This is a genomic window from Vibrio sp. R11-SG3-ISO9 (genome assembly GCF_059834255.1).
In genome coordinates, this window is sequence record NZ_JCBDGU010000002.1 from 38,422 (window position 1) to 53,598 (window position 15,177).

The window sequence follows — 15,177 nt, forward strand, 5'->3', positions numbered from 1 at the left end:
CTATGGCAGTCTTAAAAGCGCAAAACTTGGCTAAGACCTACAGCAAACGTAAGGTTGTAACAGACGTAAGCCTGCAAGTTGAATCTGGACAAATCGTCGGCCTGCTGGGCCCTAACGGTGCCGGTAAGACCACTTCTTTCTACATGATCGTTGGTTTGGTTGCGCGTGATGAAGGCACCATCAGCATCGATGATAATGACATCAGTATTCTACCGATGCATAGCCGCTCACGTTTAGGTATCGGCTACCTACCTCAAGAAGCGTCGATCTTCCGTAAGCTCTCAGTTGAAGACAACATCATGTCGGTACTACAAACGCGCAAGGAATTAACGCCAGAAGAGCGCCAAGATAAGCTAGAAGACCTGCTTGAAGAGTTCCATATCCAACACATTCGTACCAGCAACGGTATGGCACTGTCTGGTGGTGAGCGACGCCGTGTTGAGATTGCTCGCGCTCTGGCTGCAAATCCTCAGTTTATTCTGCTCGATGAACCATTCGCGGGTGTCGACCCAATCTCAGTTATCGATATCAAGAAAATCATTGAACACCTACGAGATCGCGGTCTGGGTGTATTGATCACTGACCACAACGTTCGTGAGACGTTAGACGTGTGTGAAAAGGCTTATATCGTGAGCCAAGGACACTTGATTGCGGAAGGTTCACCGGAGGATGTTCTCAATAACGAACAGGTGAAACAAGTTTATCTAGGCGAACAATTCCGTCTATGATTATATAGAGCGTATCGAGAATTCTAAGAATAATAACTAGGTAAGTAATACTGAATGAAACCCTCATTACAACTTAAGCTAGGCCAGCAATTAGCAATGACCCCTCAGCTACAACAAGCGATACGTTTGTTGCAGTTGTCTACGTTGGATTTGCAACAAGAGATTCAAGAGGCTTTGGAATCGAACCCACTTCTCGACGTAGAAGAAGGGAATGATGACGCTCCTGCAAACTCTGAAGAAAAGCCAAGTCGTGACGAGAAAGAAGCAGCAGAAGCCACTGCTGAACCAGACTTACCTGACAGCTCAGATCTGATTGAAAAATCTGAGATTGGCAACGACTTAGAAATCGATACCACTTGGGAAGACGTTTACAGTGCCAACACCGGTAATACTGGTATTGCTATCGATGATGATATGCCAGTTTACCAAGGCGAGACCACCCAAAGCCTGCAAGATTACCTACTGTGGCAATTAGACCTGACACCATTTTCAGAAACCGACCGTACTATTGCGTTAGCGTTGATTGATGCTATCGACGACTACGGTTACCTCACTGTTTCAAGTGAAGACATTCTTGAGAGCTTCGACAACGAAGAGATTGAACTCGACGAGATTGAAGCCGTTCGCAAACGTATTCAACAGTTTGATCCGCTTGGTGTTGGCTCACTGAACTTGCAAGACTGTCTACTGCTACAACTTGCGACCTTCCCTGAAGATACGCCATGGCTTAAAGAGGCTAAGTTAGTACTTACTAGCCATATAGACCAACTAGGTAATCGTGATTACAAGCTGATCATCAAAGAGACTAAGCTTAAAGAGGCAGAGCTACGTGAAGTCCTGCAGCTTATACAGCAACTAGACCCGCGTCCAGGCAGCAAAATCACTCCGGATGAAACCGAATATGTAGTGCCTGACGTATCGGTGTTTAAAGACCTAGGTAAGTGGTTAGTTACTATTAACCCAGATAGCGTACCAAAGCTGAAAGTGAACCAGCAGTACGCCGATCTAGGCAGTAAAGGAAACAGCGCTGACAACCAATACATTCGCTCCAACTTGCAAGAGGCAAAATGGCTAATTAAGAGCCTAGAGAGTCGAAATGAGACGCTACTCAAAGTTGCGCGATGCATTGTTGAACATCAGCACGATTTCTTCGAACATGGTGAAGAAGCCATGAAACCTATGGTGTTAAATGATGTTGCTCTCGCAGTCGACATGCATGAATCGACAATCTCTCGTGTTACGACACAGAAGTTCATGCACACACCACGAGGCATCTTCGAACTGAAATACTTCTTCTCTAGCCATGTCAGCACTGATAATGGCGGAGAGTGTTCATCAACAGCAATTCGCGCTCTGATTAAGAAACTGGTGGCCGCTGAAAACACAGCTAAGCCGCTCAGCGATAGCAAGATTGCTGCTTTACTGGCTGACCAAGGAATTCAGGTAGCTAGAAGAACCATAGCAAAATACCGTGAATCTTTAGGCATTGCCCCTTCGAGTCAGCGTAAACGCCTACTGTAGGGCACCAACTGAAAAGGAAAGTCTATGCAAATCAATATTCAAGGCCATCACGTTGATCTTACCGATTCAATGCAAGACTATGTTCACACCAAATTTGAAAAGCTTGAACGCTTTTTTGAACACATTAATAACGTTCAAGTTGTATTAAAAGTTGAGAAAATTAACCAGATTGCAGAAGCAACACTGCATGTTAATCAAGGCGACATTCATGCGACAGCTACCGATGAAAATATGTATGCTGCAATTGATTCATTAGTTGATAAACTCGTCCGCCAACTCAACAAGCACAAAGAAAAGCTAAGTAGTCACTAACATGCAATTAAGCGAAGTACTTTCATTGGACTGCACCAAAAGTGCAGTCCAATGCACGAGCAAAAAAAGAGCCCTAGAAATCATCAGCCAGATTGCAGCCGAGAGCTGTGGTCAAGACTCAACAGAACTGTTCGAGTGCATGCTGAGCCGAGAGAAAATGGGCAGTACCGGCATCGGAAATGGTATCGCTATTCCCCATGCCCGTATGAATGTCAGCGACAAAGCGATCGCTGTTCTATTGCAGTGCCAAGACCCTATCGAGTTTGATGCAATCGATAACCGCCCTGTCGACCTACTATTTGCACTTTTGGTTCCTAGTGAGCAATGTAAAGAGCATCTAAAAACCCTTTCTTGTATGGCAGAGCGACTCAACGACAAACAAACACTGAAACAACTGCGTAATGCGCAAAGCGATCAAGAGCTTTACGACATTATGATCCAAGTGCCGACTTGCGAGCAATAACATGCGCCTTATCGTAGTTAGTGGTCAATCAGGAGCTGGTAAAAGTGTCGCTTTGCGAGTTCTTGAAGATCTCGGTTATTACTGCGTTGATAACTTACCTGTCGACCTGCTCGGCAACTTTGTTGAGTCAGTCAAAGAGAGCAACCAAAACGTTGCAGTAAGCATCGATATACGCAACCTGCCTAAAGAGCCTCATCTTGTCACAGAGACGCTGGTTCAATTAGAAGATGCCGCCAATATCGATGTTAGCGTATTGTTCTTGGATGCAAGCAAACAAACCCTGCTCAAGCGCTACAGCGAGACTCGTCGTATCCACCCGCTTTCGCAAGGTGACGACAAACTCTCTTTAGAGCAAGCCATCGACCTCGAGAAACAACTGCTTTCTCCACTGTCTGATCAAGCCGATATCTTGATCGATAGTAGCGATTGCAACCTCTATGAATTGAGTGAGCAAGTACGCCTTAAAATTGAAGGCAAAGAGAAGCAAGAGCTGATCATTGTTTTCCAATCCTTTGGTTTTAAGTACGGTTTACCTAGCGATGCTGACTATGTGTTTGATGTTCGCTTCTTGCCTAACCCGCATTGGGAACCCGACCTAAGACCGCTCACTGGACTTGATGCTCCGATTCACTCTTACCTAGAGAAACATCAGGAAGTGATCGAGTTGAAGCAGCAGATTCAAGGCTTTGTCGAGCAATGGCTACCGATGTTAGAAAAGAACAATCGCAGTTACCTCACGGTAGCGATTGGTTGTACTGGTGGTAAGCACCGCTCAGTATATCTGACTCAAAAAATTGGTGAGTACTTTGACCAACTGGGTCACCAAGTACAAATTCGACACGCTTCATTAGAAAAAAACCAACAGGCCTAAATCATGGAATTGACCCGCACTGTACTCATTCAAAACCGTTTGGGGCTTCATGCTCGCGCAGCAGTAAAACTGGTGGAGCTTGCCCAAAGCTTCAATGCAACCCTGACGATTCATAGTGAAGATGAGAAAAACGCAACAGCAGACAGTGTCATGGGGTTACTCATGCTTGAATCGGCCCAAGGTCAACACATTCGCATTCAGGCAGAAGGCGATGATGCCCAGCAGGCACTTGATGCCGTGTGTCACCTAATCGAAGACAAATTTGACGAGGGCGAGTAACTGGAACGGGGTAATGCCCCAACTGTTATCTCGCTATACAACGCCTACCAAGCCTAAATCTTAGTTCTCTATAAGTTAATGATTTAAATACGTCATAGAATTAAGTTACTATTCCTAGCATCCATAGAATAATGAGAAGAGGAGGAAAACATGGCAGAGCAATTAGAATTTGACCAAGCTCACCAAACCCTCCAAGAAGTCAGCGAAGCCCTTGAAAACGGCCGATTTGTTCACGTACGTCGACAACTTCAGGACATGGAACCTGAAGATATTGCACACCTTTTAGAAGCCTCCCCTCGCAAGAGTCGTGACGTACTTTGGCAACTTACCGATCCTGAAGACTACGGTGAAATTCTTGATGAGCTGAACGAAGACGTTAAGGATGCGTTGGTGTCAAAAATGGCACCAGAGACCCTCGCAGAAGCAACCGAAGGCATGGAGACCGATGATGTCGCCTACGTACTTCGAAGCCTACCAGATGACGTTTCTCGTGAAGTTCTATCCCAGATGGACTCAGCAGACCGAGCCTTGGTTGAGAATGCCCTTTCTTACCCAGAGGACTCTGCAGGTGCATTGATGAACACCGACGTGATCACCATTCGTGGTGATGTCGACGTCGACGTAGTTCTACGTTATTTACGCATTCGAGGCGAACTGCCAGATGCTACCGATGCTCTATATGTTATTGATGAAGATGAGCGCTTAATCGGCAATCTCTCTCTAACAACGCTGATTACAACGCAACCTGAAACCCTTGTCTCTGAAGTGATGGATGACGCTGATGAAGCGATCGCTGTTGAGACCAGCGCCTCTGACATTGCAAGCCTGTTTGAACGTCGTAACTGGGTATCGGCTCCGGTTGTTGATGAAAACCAACACCTTGTTGGCCGTATCACCATCGATGACGTGGTTGACGTGATTCGTGAAGATGCCGAGCACTCAATGATGAGTATGGCGGGTATGGACGATGACGAAGATACCTTCGCACCGGTTGTAAAGTCTGCACGTCGTCGTAGTGTCTGGCTTGGTGCAAACGTGTTAGCCGCACTGGCAGCAGCATCAGTATCAAATATGTTTGAGGCAACCCTCGACCAAATGGCAGCCATTGCGGTACTGATGACCATTGTGCCTTCAATGGGTGGTGTGGCAGGTAACCAAACCGTTGCTCTGGTTATCCGCGGCCTAGCGCTTGGTCACATCGGTGACAGTAACAAGCGAGAGCTATTGCTAAAAGAAGCTGCGATCGGCTTCCTTAACGGTATTCTGTGGGCATGTATCATCGGCGGTATTGTGGTTGCTTGGAAAGGCAATTGGATACTCGGCGGGATCATCTCAGCAGCAATGATGACCAACCTAATCGTGGCAGGTATCGCCGGGGTAACCATCCCTGTGATGCTGAAGAAGATGAATATCGACCCGGCATTGGCTGGCGGTATGGCGTTGACTACCGTGACCGACGTGATTGGTCTATCGGTGTTCTTGGGCTTAGCTACGATACTTATCTAGTTTGAAAAATAACTTGCTTGAAGTAAGAAGACAGATAACAAAAGGGAGCCTGCGGCTCCCTTTTTAATTATTCAGATTTGCGAGAGTTGAATTACTCACCCGCTACTTTCATAGATTCTAATAGGATAGAGCCAGTTTGAATCTGTGAGCGTGTCTCTACGTCACTACCAACCGCAACAATTTGATTGAACATATCTTTCAGATTACCTGCAATCGTCACCTCAGACACTGGGTATTGGATTTCACCATTCTCAACCCAGAAGCCAGCTGCGCCGCGAGAGTAATCACCCGTCACAGTGTTCACGCCTTGTCCCATCACTTCGGTCACAAGAAAACCTGTGCCTAACTCTTTCAGCATTTGCTCGAAGCTTTGACCCGTAGACTGTACAAACCAGTTATGGATACCACCAGCATGACCTGTTGGGGTCATATCCATCTTGCGAGCTGCGTAGCTAGTCAACAGGTAAGTCGCAAGCACACCGTCAGTAATAATCTCGCGGTCTTGTGTGTAGACACCTTCACTATCAAATGGGCTTGATGCTAAGCCGCGTAAGATATGAGGACGCTCAGAGATATTGAACCATTCTGGTAAGATTTTCTCGCCTAGGTGATCCAACAGGAATGACGCTTTACGGTAAAGGTTGCCACCACTGATCGCCATAACGAGGTGCCCAATAAGGCCCGTTGCGACATCGGCTGCAAACATGATTGGGTATTGACCTGTTGGTAGCTTCTTAGCATCCAAGCGACTAATGGTCTTCTCTGCCGCCTCTTGACCAACACGCTCAGGCGTCCACAGCTCGTCACGGTGACGTGCAACTGTGTAGCTATAGTCTCGCTCCATTTCACCGTTAACGCCCTGTCCAATCACACAACAGCTGGTGCTGTGGCGGCTTGAAGCATAGCTTGCAAGCAGACCGTGACTATTACCATATACCTTTACGCCGTAGTGGCTATCGTAGCTAGCACCATCGCTTTGCTTGATCTTATCGCTGTACGCGAGTGCTTGCTTCTCAGCCGCGATCGCGATCTCAGCTGCGTAGTCAGGGTTTGGCTCATCAGGATGGAATAGATCCAAGTCTGGAATCTCTTTTACCATGAACTCTTTAGGAGCAGGTCCTGCGTGAGGATCTTCAGATGTGTATTGAGCGATATCTAAAGCCGCAGCTACGGTTTGGGCAATCGCCTGTTCACTCAAATCAGATGTAGATGCACTGCCTTTTTGTTGGCCGCGATAAACAGTAATACCAAGGGCACCATCACTATTAAATTCAACGTTTTCAACCTCACACATGCGTGTAGAGACACTCAAACCCGTTGATTTAGTAATAGCCACCTCTGCAGCATCCGCACTGACTGAAGCCATATCTAACGCTTTTGCTACCGCTGCTTCTAACTCAACACGTTGCTGAGCGACTTGCTGTTTTACATCCATATCTATTCTATTTTTGAAGGTCAATATTACGTAGGATAACAAGAATTTCGCTTTCTCCCCAAGATTCTTGCTAAAATAGCGGATATATTCGATTGAGATAGTGATATAGGCAGAAAAGATGGCTCGCAAAAACCAAAAAGCCCCATGGGAACCAGAAGAAGAAATCATCTGGGTAAGTAAGACGGAAATGAAAGAGGACATGGAAGCGCTACAAAAGTTGGGCGAAGAGCTCGTAGAACTTAAGCCTTCTGTACTAGAGAAATTTCCTCTGTCTGAAGATTTGGCGGAAGCGATTAAAGATGCACAACGCTTTAAAAATGAAGCGAAACGTCGTCAACTGCAATACATCGGTAAAGTGATGCGTAACGAAGATCCAGAGCCAATTCAAGCGGCTCTAGATAAGGTTCGCAACAAACACTCTCAAGCAACAGCCGAGCTGCACAAGCTTGAGCAATTGCGCGACCGTATTGTTGAAGACGGTGATGCGGCTATCTCTGAAGTTGTTGAAGCGCACCCTGAAGCAGACCGTCAGCGTCTACGTCAATTGGCGCGTCAAGCAAACAAAGAGAAAAAAGCAGGTAAGCCAGCGAAAGCGTACCGCGAGATCTTCCAAGTTCTTAAAGAACTTAAGCAAGACGAGCTATAAGACTCATCACGCGATCAAAAAGGCCTAGCTTCTGCTAGGCCTTTTTCATATCTGCGTATTTATTACCGAACCGCATTTTAGGACCCGTATTTTAGAACTAGGGGTTACTCACCGGCTCGGACAAAGGCGGCTAATTCAGGCTGTGAATGCTGCGCAGTCAGCGCATATATCGCATCCGCAACCAACACCTGTCCTTTAGCCACAAAGGCAAATTTATTGGCAATACTGCGAGCATCTCCCAAATGGTGAGTCACCATGATCACTGTAATATTGCGCTCAGCCGCGAGCTGCTTCACCAAGGCTAACATCTCTTCTCGCAACAAAGGATCCAGCGCAGAGAAGGGCTCGTCTAACAACCAAATGGGATGTGGCTGTACAAAACATCGAGCCAATGCGACACGCTGACGCTGTCCGCCAGAAAGATGCTCCGGCAATCGATCAAGATACTGATCGACACCGACCTGCTCTGCCGCTTGTTGCACTTGCTGTTGCTGCTCTTTGGTTAATTTAAGACCTGGGTGCAGCCCTAAGCCGATATTTTCTCTAACCGTAAGGTGAGCAAACAAATTGTGCTCTTGGAATAACATAGCAAGTGGACGCTGGTAAGCATCCAAACCAACAAGCGATTGACCGGAGACCGAAATGGCTCCTGATGACGGTTCAATGAACCCCGCAATCAATGCCAACAATGTTGACTTCCCTGCGCCACTCGGCCCCATCAAGGCAACAACATCACCCTGTTCAGCCATAAAATCAAAATGAAACAGCTCCTGATGATAGTGGTAATCAACATCTTGCATCACTAACATTAGGCACCTCTCTGGTTAGATGTTCGAGTAAATAAGAATTCAATTAAACTAAAACTGCCAACGCTCAGGATCAGCAAGCTCACTGAAACCACGGCGGCAGCCTCCATCTGATAACTGCCTAGTAACTGGAATAGATACAAAGGGAGAGTTCTAAAATCGGCACTGCCAAACAGTGCAATGGCACTCAAATCCCCCATCGACAACATGAAACTTATCGAGAAGGCCTGCGCCATAGGTTTACGCAGCGCTCGCCACTCCACCAGCTTAAACCGGTGCCAACCTTTCATACCTAAACTCGCGCACAAATACTGATATTGCTGGGCAACGTGTAGCATCGGCTGAGCTAAATTTTTGATCACATACGGGAGCGCCATTAGGCTATTAACGGCAATCACAACAAAAAAGGCTAAGCTAAACACATCAGTGATTGAACGCAGCAACAAGAAGATTCCAGTGCTCACCACTAAGCCGGGAGTTACCAAAATAATGGTGCCAATAAGCTCAATCTTATCTGCGCGAAATGTCTTGTTTTGCAAGCGCCATGCTCGACTGGTCATCAAAATAACCACTCCAACCAAAAGCGCAATCACACTCGCACTGATCGCTACTTTCAGTGAGTTAAATAGCGCTAGCCAAAACGGTTCACTGGTTAACACCGCCATCGCTTCACTGTTTAAGCCACCCACAATGACCATCAACAGTGGCGGTAAAACCAGTAATGAGGCTACGATGATCCAAAAGCTGTCCCAAGCTTTTGACCTATAGGTGTCCTTAACCAAAAACTTCGCTTCAGACAGTTGACCAACGCTTACAGAAACAGGCTTAGAAAGGCGTTGAATACTCACCGCTAATACACCACACAGTAGCATCTGCCAGATCGCTAACAGAGCACCAGCTTGAAGATCAAAATCAAATTTAATCGCTTGATAGATAGCAAGCTCGATAGTTGTCGACTTAGGACCGCCGCCCAATGCCATCACAGTCGCAAAACTGGTAAAGCAGAGCATAAAGACTAAACCACACACATGCGGTAGCTGTTGCTTAAGACGTGGCCATTCAACCCACTTAAATTTATCCCAGTGACTCATTCCAAGGTGTGCACATAACTTGTGTTGCTCCACTGGAACCGTGTCCAAGGCTTGTAACAACAATCGACTTGCATAGGGCAAATTGAAAAAGACATGCGCAAGCAAAATGCCATTCAATCCATAAATGGAGAATGGCAGCTCTACGTCAACAGCTTGAAGCAGTTTTGCCAGCCAACCACTGTTGCCATAGATAGCCAAAATACCAAAAACACCGACTAACACGGGCAGAACCAAGGTGGAAGCAAACAATCTCAGCAGCAGAGAACGCCCTGGGAACTGGCGGCGAGATAAGGCATGAGCCACAGGAACTGCAAATACGACGCTCAATAACATGGATAGCGTCGCTTGGTAGAAACTGAATTTGGTAACGTGCCAATAGTACGGATCAGACCATACTTGGCTGATATCAAGAGAAGGGGCATTGCTAAGCAATGCCCCTACCGATGAAACCACAAAGGCAGTAATGGTCAATGCGACCCAGATACCCACCTTAGGTGTATTCTTTAACATAAAGAGTGATTGTCTCGATGTTTAGCCCCTAATTGAGATAGAGGCTTAATGCCCGACGTTGGGCACTCAATTAAAAAGTCAGGGCGTTTTGCCACTCACGAATCCATGGCTTACGCTTCTCAGCCACTTCTTCAGAAGTAAAGCTCAGAGATTTCTTAGGCATCGTCAGTTGCTCAAAGCCTTTTGGTAGCTCGACATCCGTCACTGGGTACATCCAGTTGCCCGTTGGCATCGCCGATTGGAATTCGTCACTTAGAATGAATACCATAAACTCATCCGCTAGCTTCTCATTATCGCTGCCTTTCACTTTTGCTGCCACTTCCACTTGCGTGTAGTGACCTTCAGCAAAGTCAGCAGACGCGTACTTAGTGTCGCTTTCAGCGATGATGTGGTAAGCCGGTGAGGTCGTGTATGAAAGCACCATATCTGACTCGCCCTCAAGGAACATTGAGTAAGCCTCAGACCAGCCTTTGGTGACAGTAACGGTTTTCTTGGAAAGCTGTTTCCACGCTTGAGTTGCATCGTCGCCATAAACCGACTTCATCCACAACATCAGACCTTGGCCTGGTGTTGAAGTACGAGGATCTTGGTAAATCACCTTAAGATCATCACGCTGCTCAACCAACTCTTTCAAGCTCTTAGGTGGGTTTGATAGCTTTTCTGTGTTGTAGATAAATGAGAAGTAACCGAAATCATAAGGAACAAAGGTGCTGTCGTCCCAGCCATTAGGTAGCACAACAGAAGAAGTATCGACGTTGTGTTCAGATAGTAGGCCTGTTTTCTTAGCTTCCGCCATTAGGTTTTGGTCAAGACCAAGCACAACATCGGCTTTGCTATTGCCACCCTCTAGACGCAAGCGGTTAAGAATTGAAACACCGTCTTCCAGCGCAACAAAGTTCACGTCACAACCACATTTCTCTTCAAATGCTTTCTCGACAGCAGGACGCGGGCCCCAATCTGCAGCGAAAGAGTCATAGGTATAAACAGTTAGAGTATTATCGGACGCTAGTGCGGAAAAAGAAGCTACTGTAGTAACAGCAAGAGTGGTTAATGCAAATTTCACTGGACGCTCTCCATGGTCTGAGCGGCACAGGCTTGAGGGAGGACAATGGAAAAGTACTGCCTAACTCAATTCCTACGCCAGCATTATCTGGTTCAGGTTTACGGGTCCCAAGTTGACACTTGATCTCAGCCGCCATTCATAATTTGAATGTTTAGCTCCCCGATGAGTGAGCAGAATTGTAATTGTATTTTAACCAATAAGCTACAAAGTTCGCCTTAATGGCGCTGATCGTAGCCCCATCTTGGTACTAAACCCTGCTCAATACCTAGGTGGTCAAGAATACGAGCCACCATGAAATCGACAAGGTCATCGATCGATTTTGGCTGATGATAAAAACCAGGAGCTGCGGGCATGATGGTCACTCCCATAGTCGAGAGTTTGTGCATATTTTCCAAGTGTAGCGTCGAGAATGGCGTCTCTCGAACCACTAACAGCAGTTGGCCGCGCTCTTTCATGACAACATCCGCAGCGCGTTCAATCAAGTTATCTGACATACCGTGGGCAATTGATGCAACACTCCCTGCCGAGCATGGACAAACCACCATCTGCTTCGGTGCAGCAGAGCCTGACGCAACAGGAGAGAACCAATCGTCTTTACCACACACAACCAAACGCTCAGGGTCGCAATTTAGGTGTTTAACCAATGCTGCTTTGGCCGCATCGGGACCTGAAGGCAGTTTGAGATCATGTTCGGTTGCAAGCACCACTCTGGCGGCTGACGATATCAACAGGTACACCTGATAGTCAGCGGCGAGTAGGCACTCTAGTAAGCGCAAACCATATGGGGCACCAGAAGCGCCAGTGAATGCGAGGGTAATCGCTTTACTCTGTTTGGTCATGATCTCTTGTACTTCTTAAATCGATTAGAACGCGTGTATTTAACCTTTGGCCGCCAATCCATCAAGTAATTTCTGATGAATACCACCAAAACCACCATTGCTCATCACCAAAATTTGGTCACCAGATTGCGCTTGCTCAACAATACTTGCGACTAAGGCATCTAGGTTGTCACTGACAACAGCGGGCTGATGACAAGCGTCTGCGACATCTTTAACCGACCAATCGATGTTGTCTGGTTGGAATAAGAAAGTGCTGTCTGCTTGCTTCAATGAATCAGCAAGGGTTTCTTTGTGCACGCCTCGTTTCATCGTAGCAGAGCGAGGCTCTAACACTGCGATAATTTTGTTGTTGCCGACCTTATTACGTAAGCCACCCAAAGTTAGTTCAATTGCAGTTGGGTGATGCGCAAAATCGTCGTACACCGTTACTCCAGCAACTTCCCCTTTTAGCTCTAAACGACGCTTGGTATTGATAAACTTCGCCAAAGACTCACATGCTAGATCTGGAGTCACACCAACATGTCTTGCAGCTGCGATCGCCATCAGAGCATTATTGACGTTATGATCACCCACCAGCGGCCAATCAACCATTCCGACACACTCACCTTGGAAGAACACGTTGAACTGCGAGCCATCTTTGACTAGCTTTTCCGCACGCCAATCCGCCTCTTCCCCAGCAAATTCCGTTTCACTCCAACAGCCGCGAGACAATACATCCTCAAGAGCACGGTCCTGTTGAGGAGCAAAAATTCGCCCATTGCCTGGAACAGTGCGAATCAAATGGTGGAACTGGCGCTTAATCGCCTCAAGATCGTCGAAAATATCCGCATGATCAAACTCAAGATTGTTCATCACCAAAGTGCGTGGGTGATAATGAACAAACTTAGAACGCTTATCAAAAAAAGCACTGTCATACTCGTCAGCTTCAACGACAAAGAACATGCTCTCACCTAGGCGAGCAGAGATACCAAAGTTACCCAACACCCCGCCGACTAAGAAGCCCGGCGCATAACCACAATCCTCTAAGATCCATGCCAGCATGCTGGCCGTTGTGGTTTTTCCATGCGTACCCGAAACAGCTAGAACCCAGCGGTCATGCAGCAGGAACTCTTGTAGCCATTGAGGTCCCGAGGTGTACTTGAGGTTGTTATTTAGTACATATTCAACACAAGGATTGCCACGACTCATCGCATTGCCAATCACCACCAGATCAGGTCTTGGCTCTAGTTGGCTTGGGTCAAAACCTTCAATGATTTCGATGCCTTGCGACTCTAATAGTGTACTCATTGGCGGGTAAACATTGGCATCACAACCTGTCACTTTGTGACCTAATTGACGGGCTAACACCGCTGCACCACCCATAAAGGTGCCGCAAATTCCTAAGATATGAATATGCATATATCGCTTCCAAAAAACGGGCAAAAAGACTGATTTCTTAATCAAGATTATGTGCATTTCTTATCATGAATCGCCCAACAAAAGCGAGTCACAATGTAAAACAAATTTAGTCGACATTCTAAGTGAGATCTGTGTCGCTTACTTCATTACCATTAAAAAGATCTAAAGCTTAGAATTTACGTAAGCGACTAGATGAATAATGCCCACTTAAGAGGCAGCCCAATAGCGCTTGAATCCCCCAATTATTCAGAGAAGTTTAAGGAAATAACATGTCTGAGATGCGCACCCTTGGTGAGTTCATTGTTGAGAAACAAAGTGACTTTCCCCATGCAAGTGGTGATCTATCATCCCTTTTATCGTCGATCCGTCTTGCTGCGAAAATCGTTAACCGAGAAATCAATAAAGCGGGTCTTGTCGACATTACTGGTGCTGTCGGCACCGACAACGTACAAGGTGAAGCACAACAGAAGCTTGATCTTTACGCGAATGACAAATTCAAAGCAGCTCTGGAAGCTCGTGACCAAGTATGTGGTGTAGCGAGTGAAGAGGAAGACGAAGCGGTAGCATTCAACAAAGAGTTGAACAAAAACGCTAAGTACGTGGTGCTAATGGACCCACTAGATGGTTCATCAAACATCGATGTGAACGTGTCTGTGGGTACGATCTTCTCTATCTACCGTCGTGTATCACCTATTGGTACGCCACCAACCCAAGAAGACTTCCTACAGCCTGGTAACAAGCAGGTTGCAGCGGGCTACGTAATCTACGGCTCTTCAACTATGCTGGTTTACACAACTGGTAATGGCGTGAACGGCTTTACTTACGACCCATCGCTGGGTACTTTCTGTCTTTCTCACGAAAACATGATGATCCCAGATGAAGGTAAGATCTACTCAATCAATGAAGGCAACTACATTCGTTTCCCAACGGGTGTGAAAAAGTACATTAAGTACTGCCAAGAGAATGAGCCTAGTGACAACCGTCCATACACTTCACGTTACATTGGTTCTCTGGTATCAGACTTCCACCGTAACCTGCTAAAAGGTGGTATCTACCTGTACCCGAGCACGCAAAGCCACCCGAACGGTAAACTGCGTCTTCTATATGAGTGCAACCCAATTGCTTTCATCATGGAACAAGCAGGTGGCGTAGCTTCTGATGGTGTTCAGCGTATTATGGACATCAAGCCAACTGAACTACATCAGCGTGTACCATTCTTTGTTGGTTCAAAGAACATGGTAAACAAAGTAGAAGAGTTTCTTGAGCTAAACCGAGATGAAGCTTAACGCTTAGTTTGCTCAGATACTAAAAAGCCAGTACTCGCGTACTGGCTTTGTTGTATTTGGACTTATTCTCGTTTACACCAGTCACCAGAAAGAATCTCTCGTTGCTCAGTTAAATCAAACTGATACAAATAAACCCACGCTAATCCAAATATAGTCTCAATTTGTTCACGACGGTACTCAATAGGTACATCTTCGAGCCGATCGAGCGAAGCCAAAACATCGTCGTTGACTATATAGACCTCCCCAACCACTTTTTTCTTTCCGAAAATCATGCCTGGATATCGGCCTAAATCGTACAGTGTAAATTGAGGTGGGGTTATCCAATCACCTAACTTCTTACTCTGCTTTAAAAAATGGTGGTTATGCTGCCCTTTTCTCAGCGTCCCATACACAAACACCAGGTGTGACATCACTAACCCCACT

At 46.4% G+C, this 15,177-nt stretch carries 16 protein-coding genes and 1 riboswitch; of the genes, 9 read left to right on the top strand and 7 right to left on the bottom strand.

Features of this window, described 5'->3' with window-relative positions:
- Positions 1–2 precede the first annotated feature (2 nt).
- The 7 genes from lptB to mgtE all read left to right on the top strand — a co-directional run bounded on the left by lptB (position 3) and on the right by mgtE (position 5,680).
- The gene (lptB, locus tag AC6R05_RS00250; protein ID WP_032553270.1) at positions 3–728 is read left to right on the top strand and encodes an LPS export ABC transporter ATP-binding protein; all 726 of its coding nucleotides are present in this window, start codon (positions 3–5) and stop codon (positions 726–728) included.
- A gap of 54 nt (positions 729–782) precedes the next feature.
- On the top strand, positions 783–2,249 hold the full coding sequence (locus AC6R05_RS00255; RefSeq protein ID WP_150869338.1) for an RNA polymerase factor sigma-54: 1,467 nt from the start codon (positions 783–785) through the stop codon (positions 2,247–2,249).
- Between the two features lie 24 nt (positions 2,250–2,273).
- The gene (hpf, locus tag AC6R05_RS00260; protein WP_032553272.1) at positions 2,274–2,561 is read left to right on the top strand and encodes a ribosome hibernation promoting factor; all 288 of its coding nucleotides are present in this window, start codon (positions 2,274–2,276) and stop codon (positions 2,559–2,561) included.
- 1 nt (position 2,562) lies between these two features.
- Complete coding sequence (gene ptsN / locus AC6R05_RS00265; RefSeq protein ID WP_032553273.1) at positions 2,563–3,024, top strand: PTS IIA-like nitrogen regulatory protein PtsN; 462 nt, start codon at positions 2,563–2,565, stop codon at positions 3,022–3,024.
- Between the two features lies 1 nt (position 3,025).
- Positions 3,026–3,895, top strand: coding sequence for an RNase adapter RapZ (gene rapZ, locus AC6R05_RS00270; RefSeq protein WP_032553274.1), 870 nt, complete (start codon positions 3,026–3,028; stop codon positions 3,893–3,895).
- Positions 3,896–3,898: 3 nt separating this feature from the next.
- A complete protein-coding gene (locus AC6R05_RS00275) occupies positions 3,899–4,174 on the top strand; it encodes an HPr family phosphocarrier protein (RefSeq protein ID WP_500646228.1) in 276 nt (91 codons plus the stop codon).
- 150 nt (positions 4,175–4,324) lie between these two features.
- Positions 4,325–5,680, top strand: a complete 1,356-nt coding sequence (mgtE, locus tag AC6R05_RS00280; RefSeq protein WP_032553276.1) for a magnesium transporter — start codon at positions 4,325–4,327, stop codon at positions 5,678–5,680.
- Between the two features lie 91 nt (positions 5,681–5,771).
- Here the strand turns inward: mgtE and pmbA are convergent, their stop codons facing one another.
- Complete coding sequence (gene pmbA, locus AC6R05_RS00285) at positions 5,772–7,115, bottom strand: metalloprotease PmbA (protein ID WP_500646229.1); 1,344 nt, start codon at positions 7,113–7,115, stop codon at positions 5,772–5,774.
- Between the two features lie 118 nt (positions 7,116–7,233).
- On the opposite strand from pmbA, the gene yjgA reads away from it, so the two are divergent.
- A complete protein-coding gene (yjgA, locus tag AC6R05_RS00290; RefSeq protein WP_032553278.1) occupies positions 7,234–7,761 on the top strand; it encodes a ribosome biogenesis factor YjgA in 528 nt (175 codons plus the stop codon).
- Between the two features lie 104 nt (positions 7,762–7,865).
- Here yjgA and thiQ read toward each other — a convergent pair whose 3' ends face one another.
- From thiQ to mpl, 5 genes are all read right to left on the bottom strand, one after another.
- On the bottom strand, positions 7,866–8,570 hold the full coding sequence (thiQ, locus tag AC6R05_RS00295; protein WP_500646230.1) for a thiamine ABC transporter ATP-binding protein: 705 nt from the start codon (positions 8,568–8,570) through the stop codon (positions 7,866–7,868).
- Complete coding sequence (thiP, locus tag AC6R05_RS00300; protein ID WP_500646231.1) at positions 8,570–10,168, bottom strand: thiamine/thiamine pyrophosphate ABC transporter permease ThiP; 1,599 nt, start codon at positions 10,166–10,168, stop codon at positions 8,570–8,572. Before thiP ends, thiQ begins: the two co-directional genes overlap by 1 nt.
- Positions 10,169–10,238: 70 nt before the next feature.
- Positions 10,239–11,231 (bottom strand): thiamine ABC transporter substrate binding subunit, encoded by a 993-nt coding sequence (thiB, locus tag AC6R05_RS00305; protein ID WP_500646232.1) that lies wholly within the window; start codon positions 11,229–11,231, stop codon positions 10,239–10,241.
- A 52-nt stretch (positions 11,232–11,283) separates the two neighbouring features.
- Positions 11,284–11,403: riboswitch (TPP riboswitch) on the bottom strand.
- Positions 11,404–11,446: 43 nt separating this feature from the next.
- Complete coding sequence (locus tag AC6R05_RS00310; protein WP_032553282.1) at positions 11,447–12,070, bottom strand: flavin prenyltransferase UbiX; 624 nt, start codon at positions 12,068–12,070, stop codon at positions 11,447–11,449.
- Positions 12,071–12,109: 39 nt separating this feature from the next.
- Positions 12,110–13,468, bottom strand: coding sequence for a UDP-N-acetylmuramate:L-alanyl-gamma-D-glutamyl-meso-diaminopimelate ligase (gene mpl, locus AC6R05_RS00315; RefSeq protein WP_500646233.1), 1,359 nt, complete (start codon positions 13,466–13,468; stop codon positions 12,110–12,112).
- A 269-nt stretch (positions 13,469–13,737) separates the two neighbouring features.
- Between mpl and fbp the strand changes: the two genes are divergently transcribed.
- The gene (fbp, locus tag AC6R05_RS00320) at positions 13,738–14,754 is read left to right on the top strand and encodes a class 1 fructose-bisphosphatase (RefSeq protein ID WP_032553284.1); all 1,017 of its coding nucleotides are present in this window, start codon (positions 13,738–13,740) and stop codon (positions 14,752–14,754) included.
- 62 nt (positions 14,755–14,816) lie between these two features.
- Here fbp and AC6R05_RS00325 read toward each other — a convergent pair whose 3' ends face one another.
- The gene (locus tag AC6R05_RS00325; protein WP_500646234.1) at positions 14,817–15,164 is read right to left on the bottom strand and encodes a gamma-glutamylcyclotransferase family protein; all 348 of its coding nucleotides are present in this window, start codon (positions 15,162–15,164) and stop codon (positions 14,817–14,819) included.
- Positions 15,165–15,177: the final 13 nt, after the last annotated feature.

Excerpts from the sequence above, each read along its gene's own strand:
- AC6R05_RS00325 (WP_500646234.1), bottom strand. The coding sequence starts at position 15,164 with ATGTCACACCTGGTGTTTGTGTATGGGACGCTGAGAAAAGGGCAGCAT.
- thiP (WP_500646231.1), bottom strand. The coding sequence starts at position 10,168 with ATGTTAAAGAATACACCTAAGGTGGGTATCTGGGTCGCATTGACCATT.
- hpf (WP_032553272.1), top strand. The coding sequence starts at position 2,274 with ATGCAAATCAATATTCAAGGCCATCACGTTGATCTTACCGATTCAATG.
- rapZ (WP_032553274.1), top strand. The coding sequence starts at position 3,026 with ATGCGCCTTATCGTAGTTAGTGGTCAATCAGGAGCTGGTAAAAGTGTC.
- ptsN (WP_032553273.1), top strand. The coding sequence starts at position 2,563 with ATGCAATTAAGCGAAGTACTTTCATTGGACTGCACCAAAAGTGCAGTC.
- mgtE (WP_032553276.1), top strand. The coding sequence starts at position 4,325 with ATGGCAGAGCAATTAGAATTTGACCAAGCTCACCAAACCCTCCAAGAA.
- AC6R05_RS00275 (WP_500646228.1), top strand. The coding sequence starts at position 3,899 with ATGGAATTGACCCGCACTGTACTCATTCAAAACCGTTTGGGGCTTCAT.
- lptB (WP_032553270.1), top strand. The coding sequence starts at position 3 with ATGGCAGTCTTAAAAGCGCAAAACTTGGCTAAGACCTACAGCAAACGT.
- AC6R05_RS00255 (WP_150869338.1), top strand. The coding sequence starts at position 783 with ATGAAACCCTCATTACAACTTAAGCTAGGCCAGCAATTAGCAATGACC.
- fbp (WP_032553284.1), top strand. The coding sequence starts at position 13,738 with ATGTCTGAGATGCGCACCCTTGGTGAGTTCATTGTTGAGAAACAAAGT.
- thiQ (WP_500646230.1), bottom strand. The coding sequence starts at position 8,570 with ATGTTAGTGATGCAAGATGTTGATTACCACTATCATCAGGAGCTGTTT.
- pmbA (WP_500646229.1), bottom strand. The coding sequence starts at position 7,115 with ATGGATGTAAAACAGCAAGTCGCTCAGCAACGTGTTGAGTTAGAAGCA.
- AC6R05_RS00310 (WP_032553282.1), bottom strand. The coding sequence starts at position 12,070 with ATGACCAAACAGAGTAAAGCGATTACCCTCGCATTCACTGGCGCTTCT.
- yjgA (WP_032553278.1), top strand. The coding sequence starts at position 7,234 with ATGGCTCGCAAAAACCAAAAAGCCCCATGGGAACCAGAAGAAGAAATC.
- mpl (WP_500646233.1), bottom strand. The coding sequence starts at position 13,468 with ATGCATATTCATATCTTAGGAATTTGCGGCACCTTTATGGGTGGTGCA.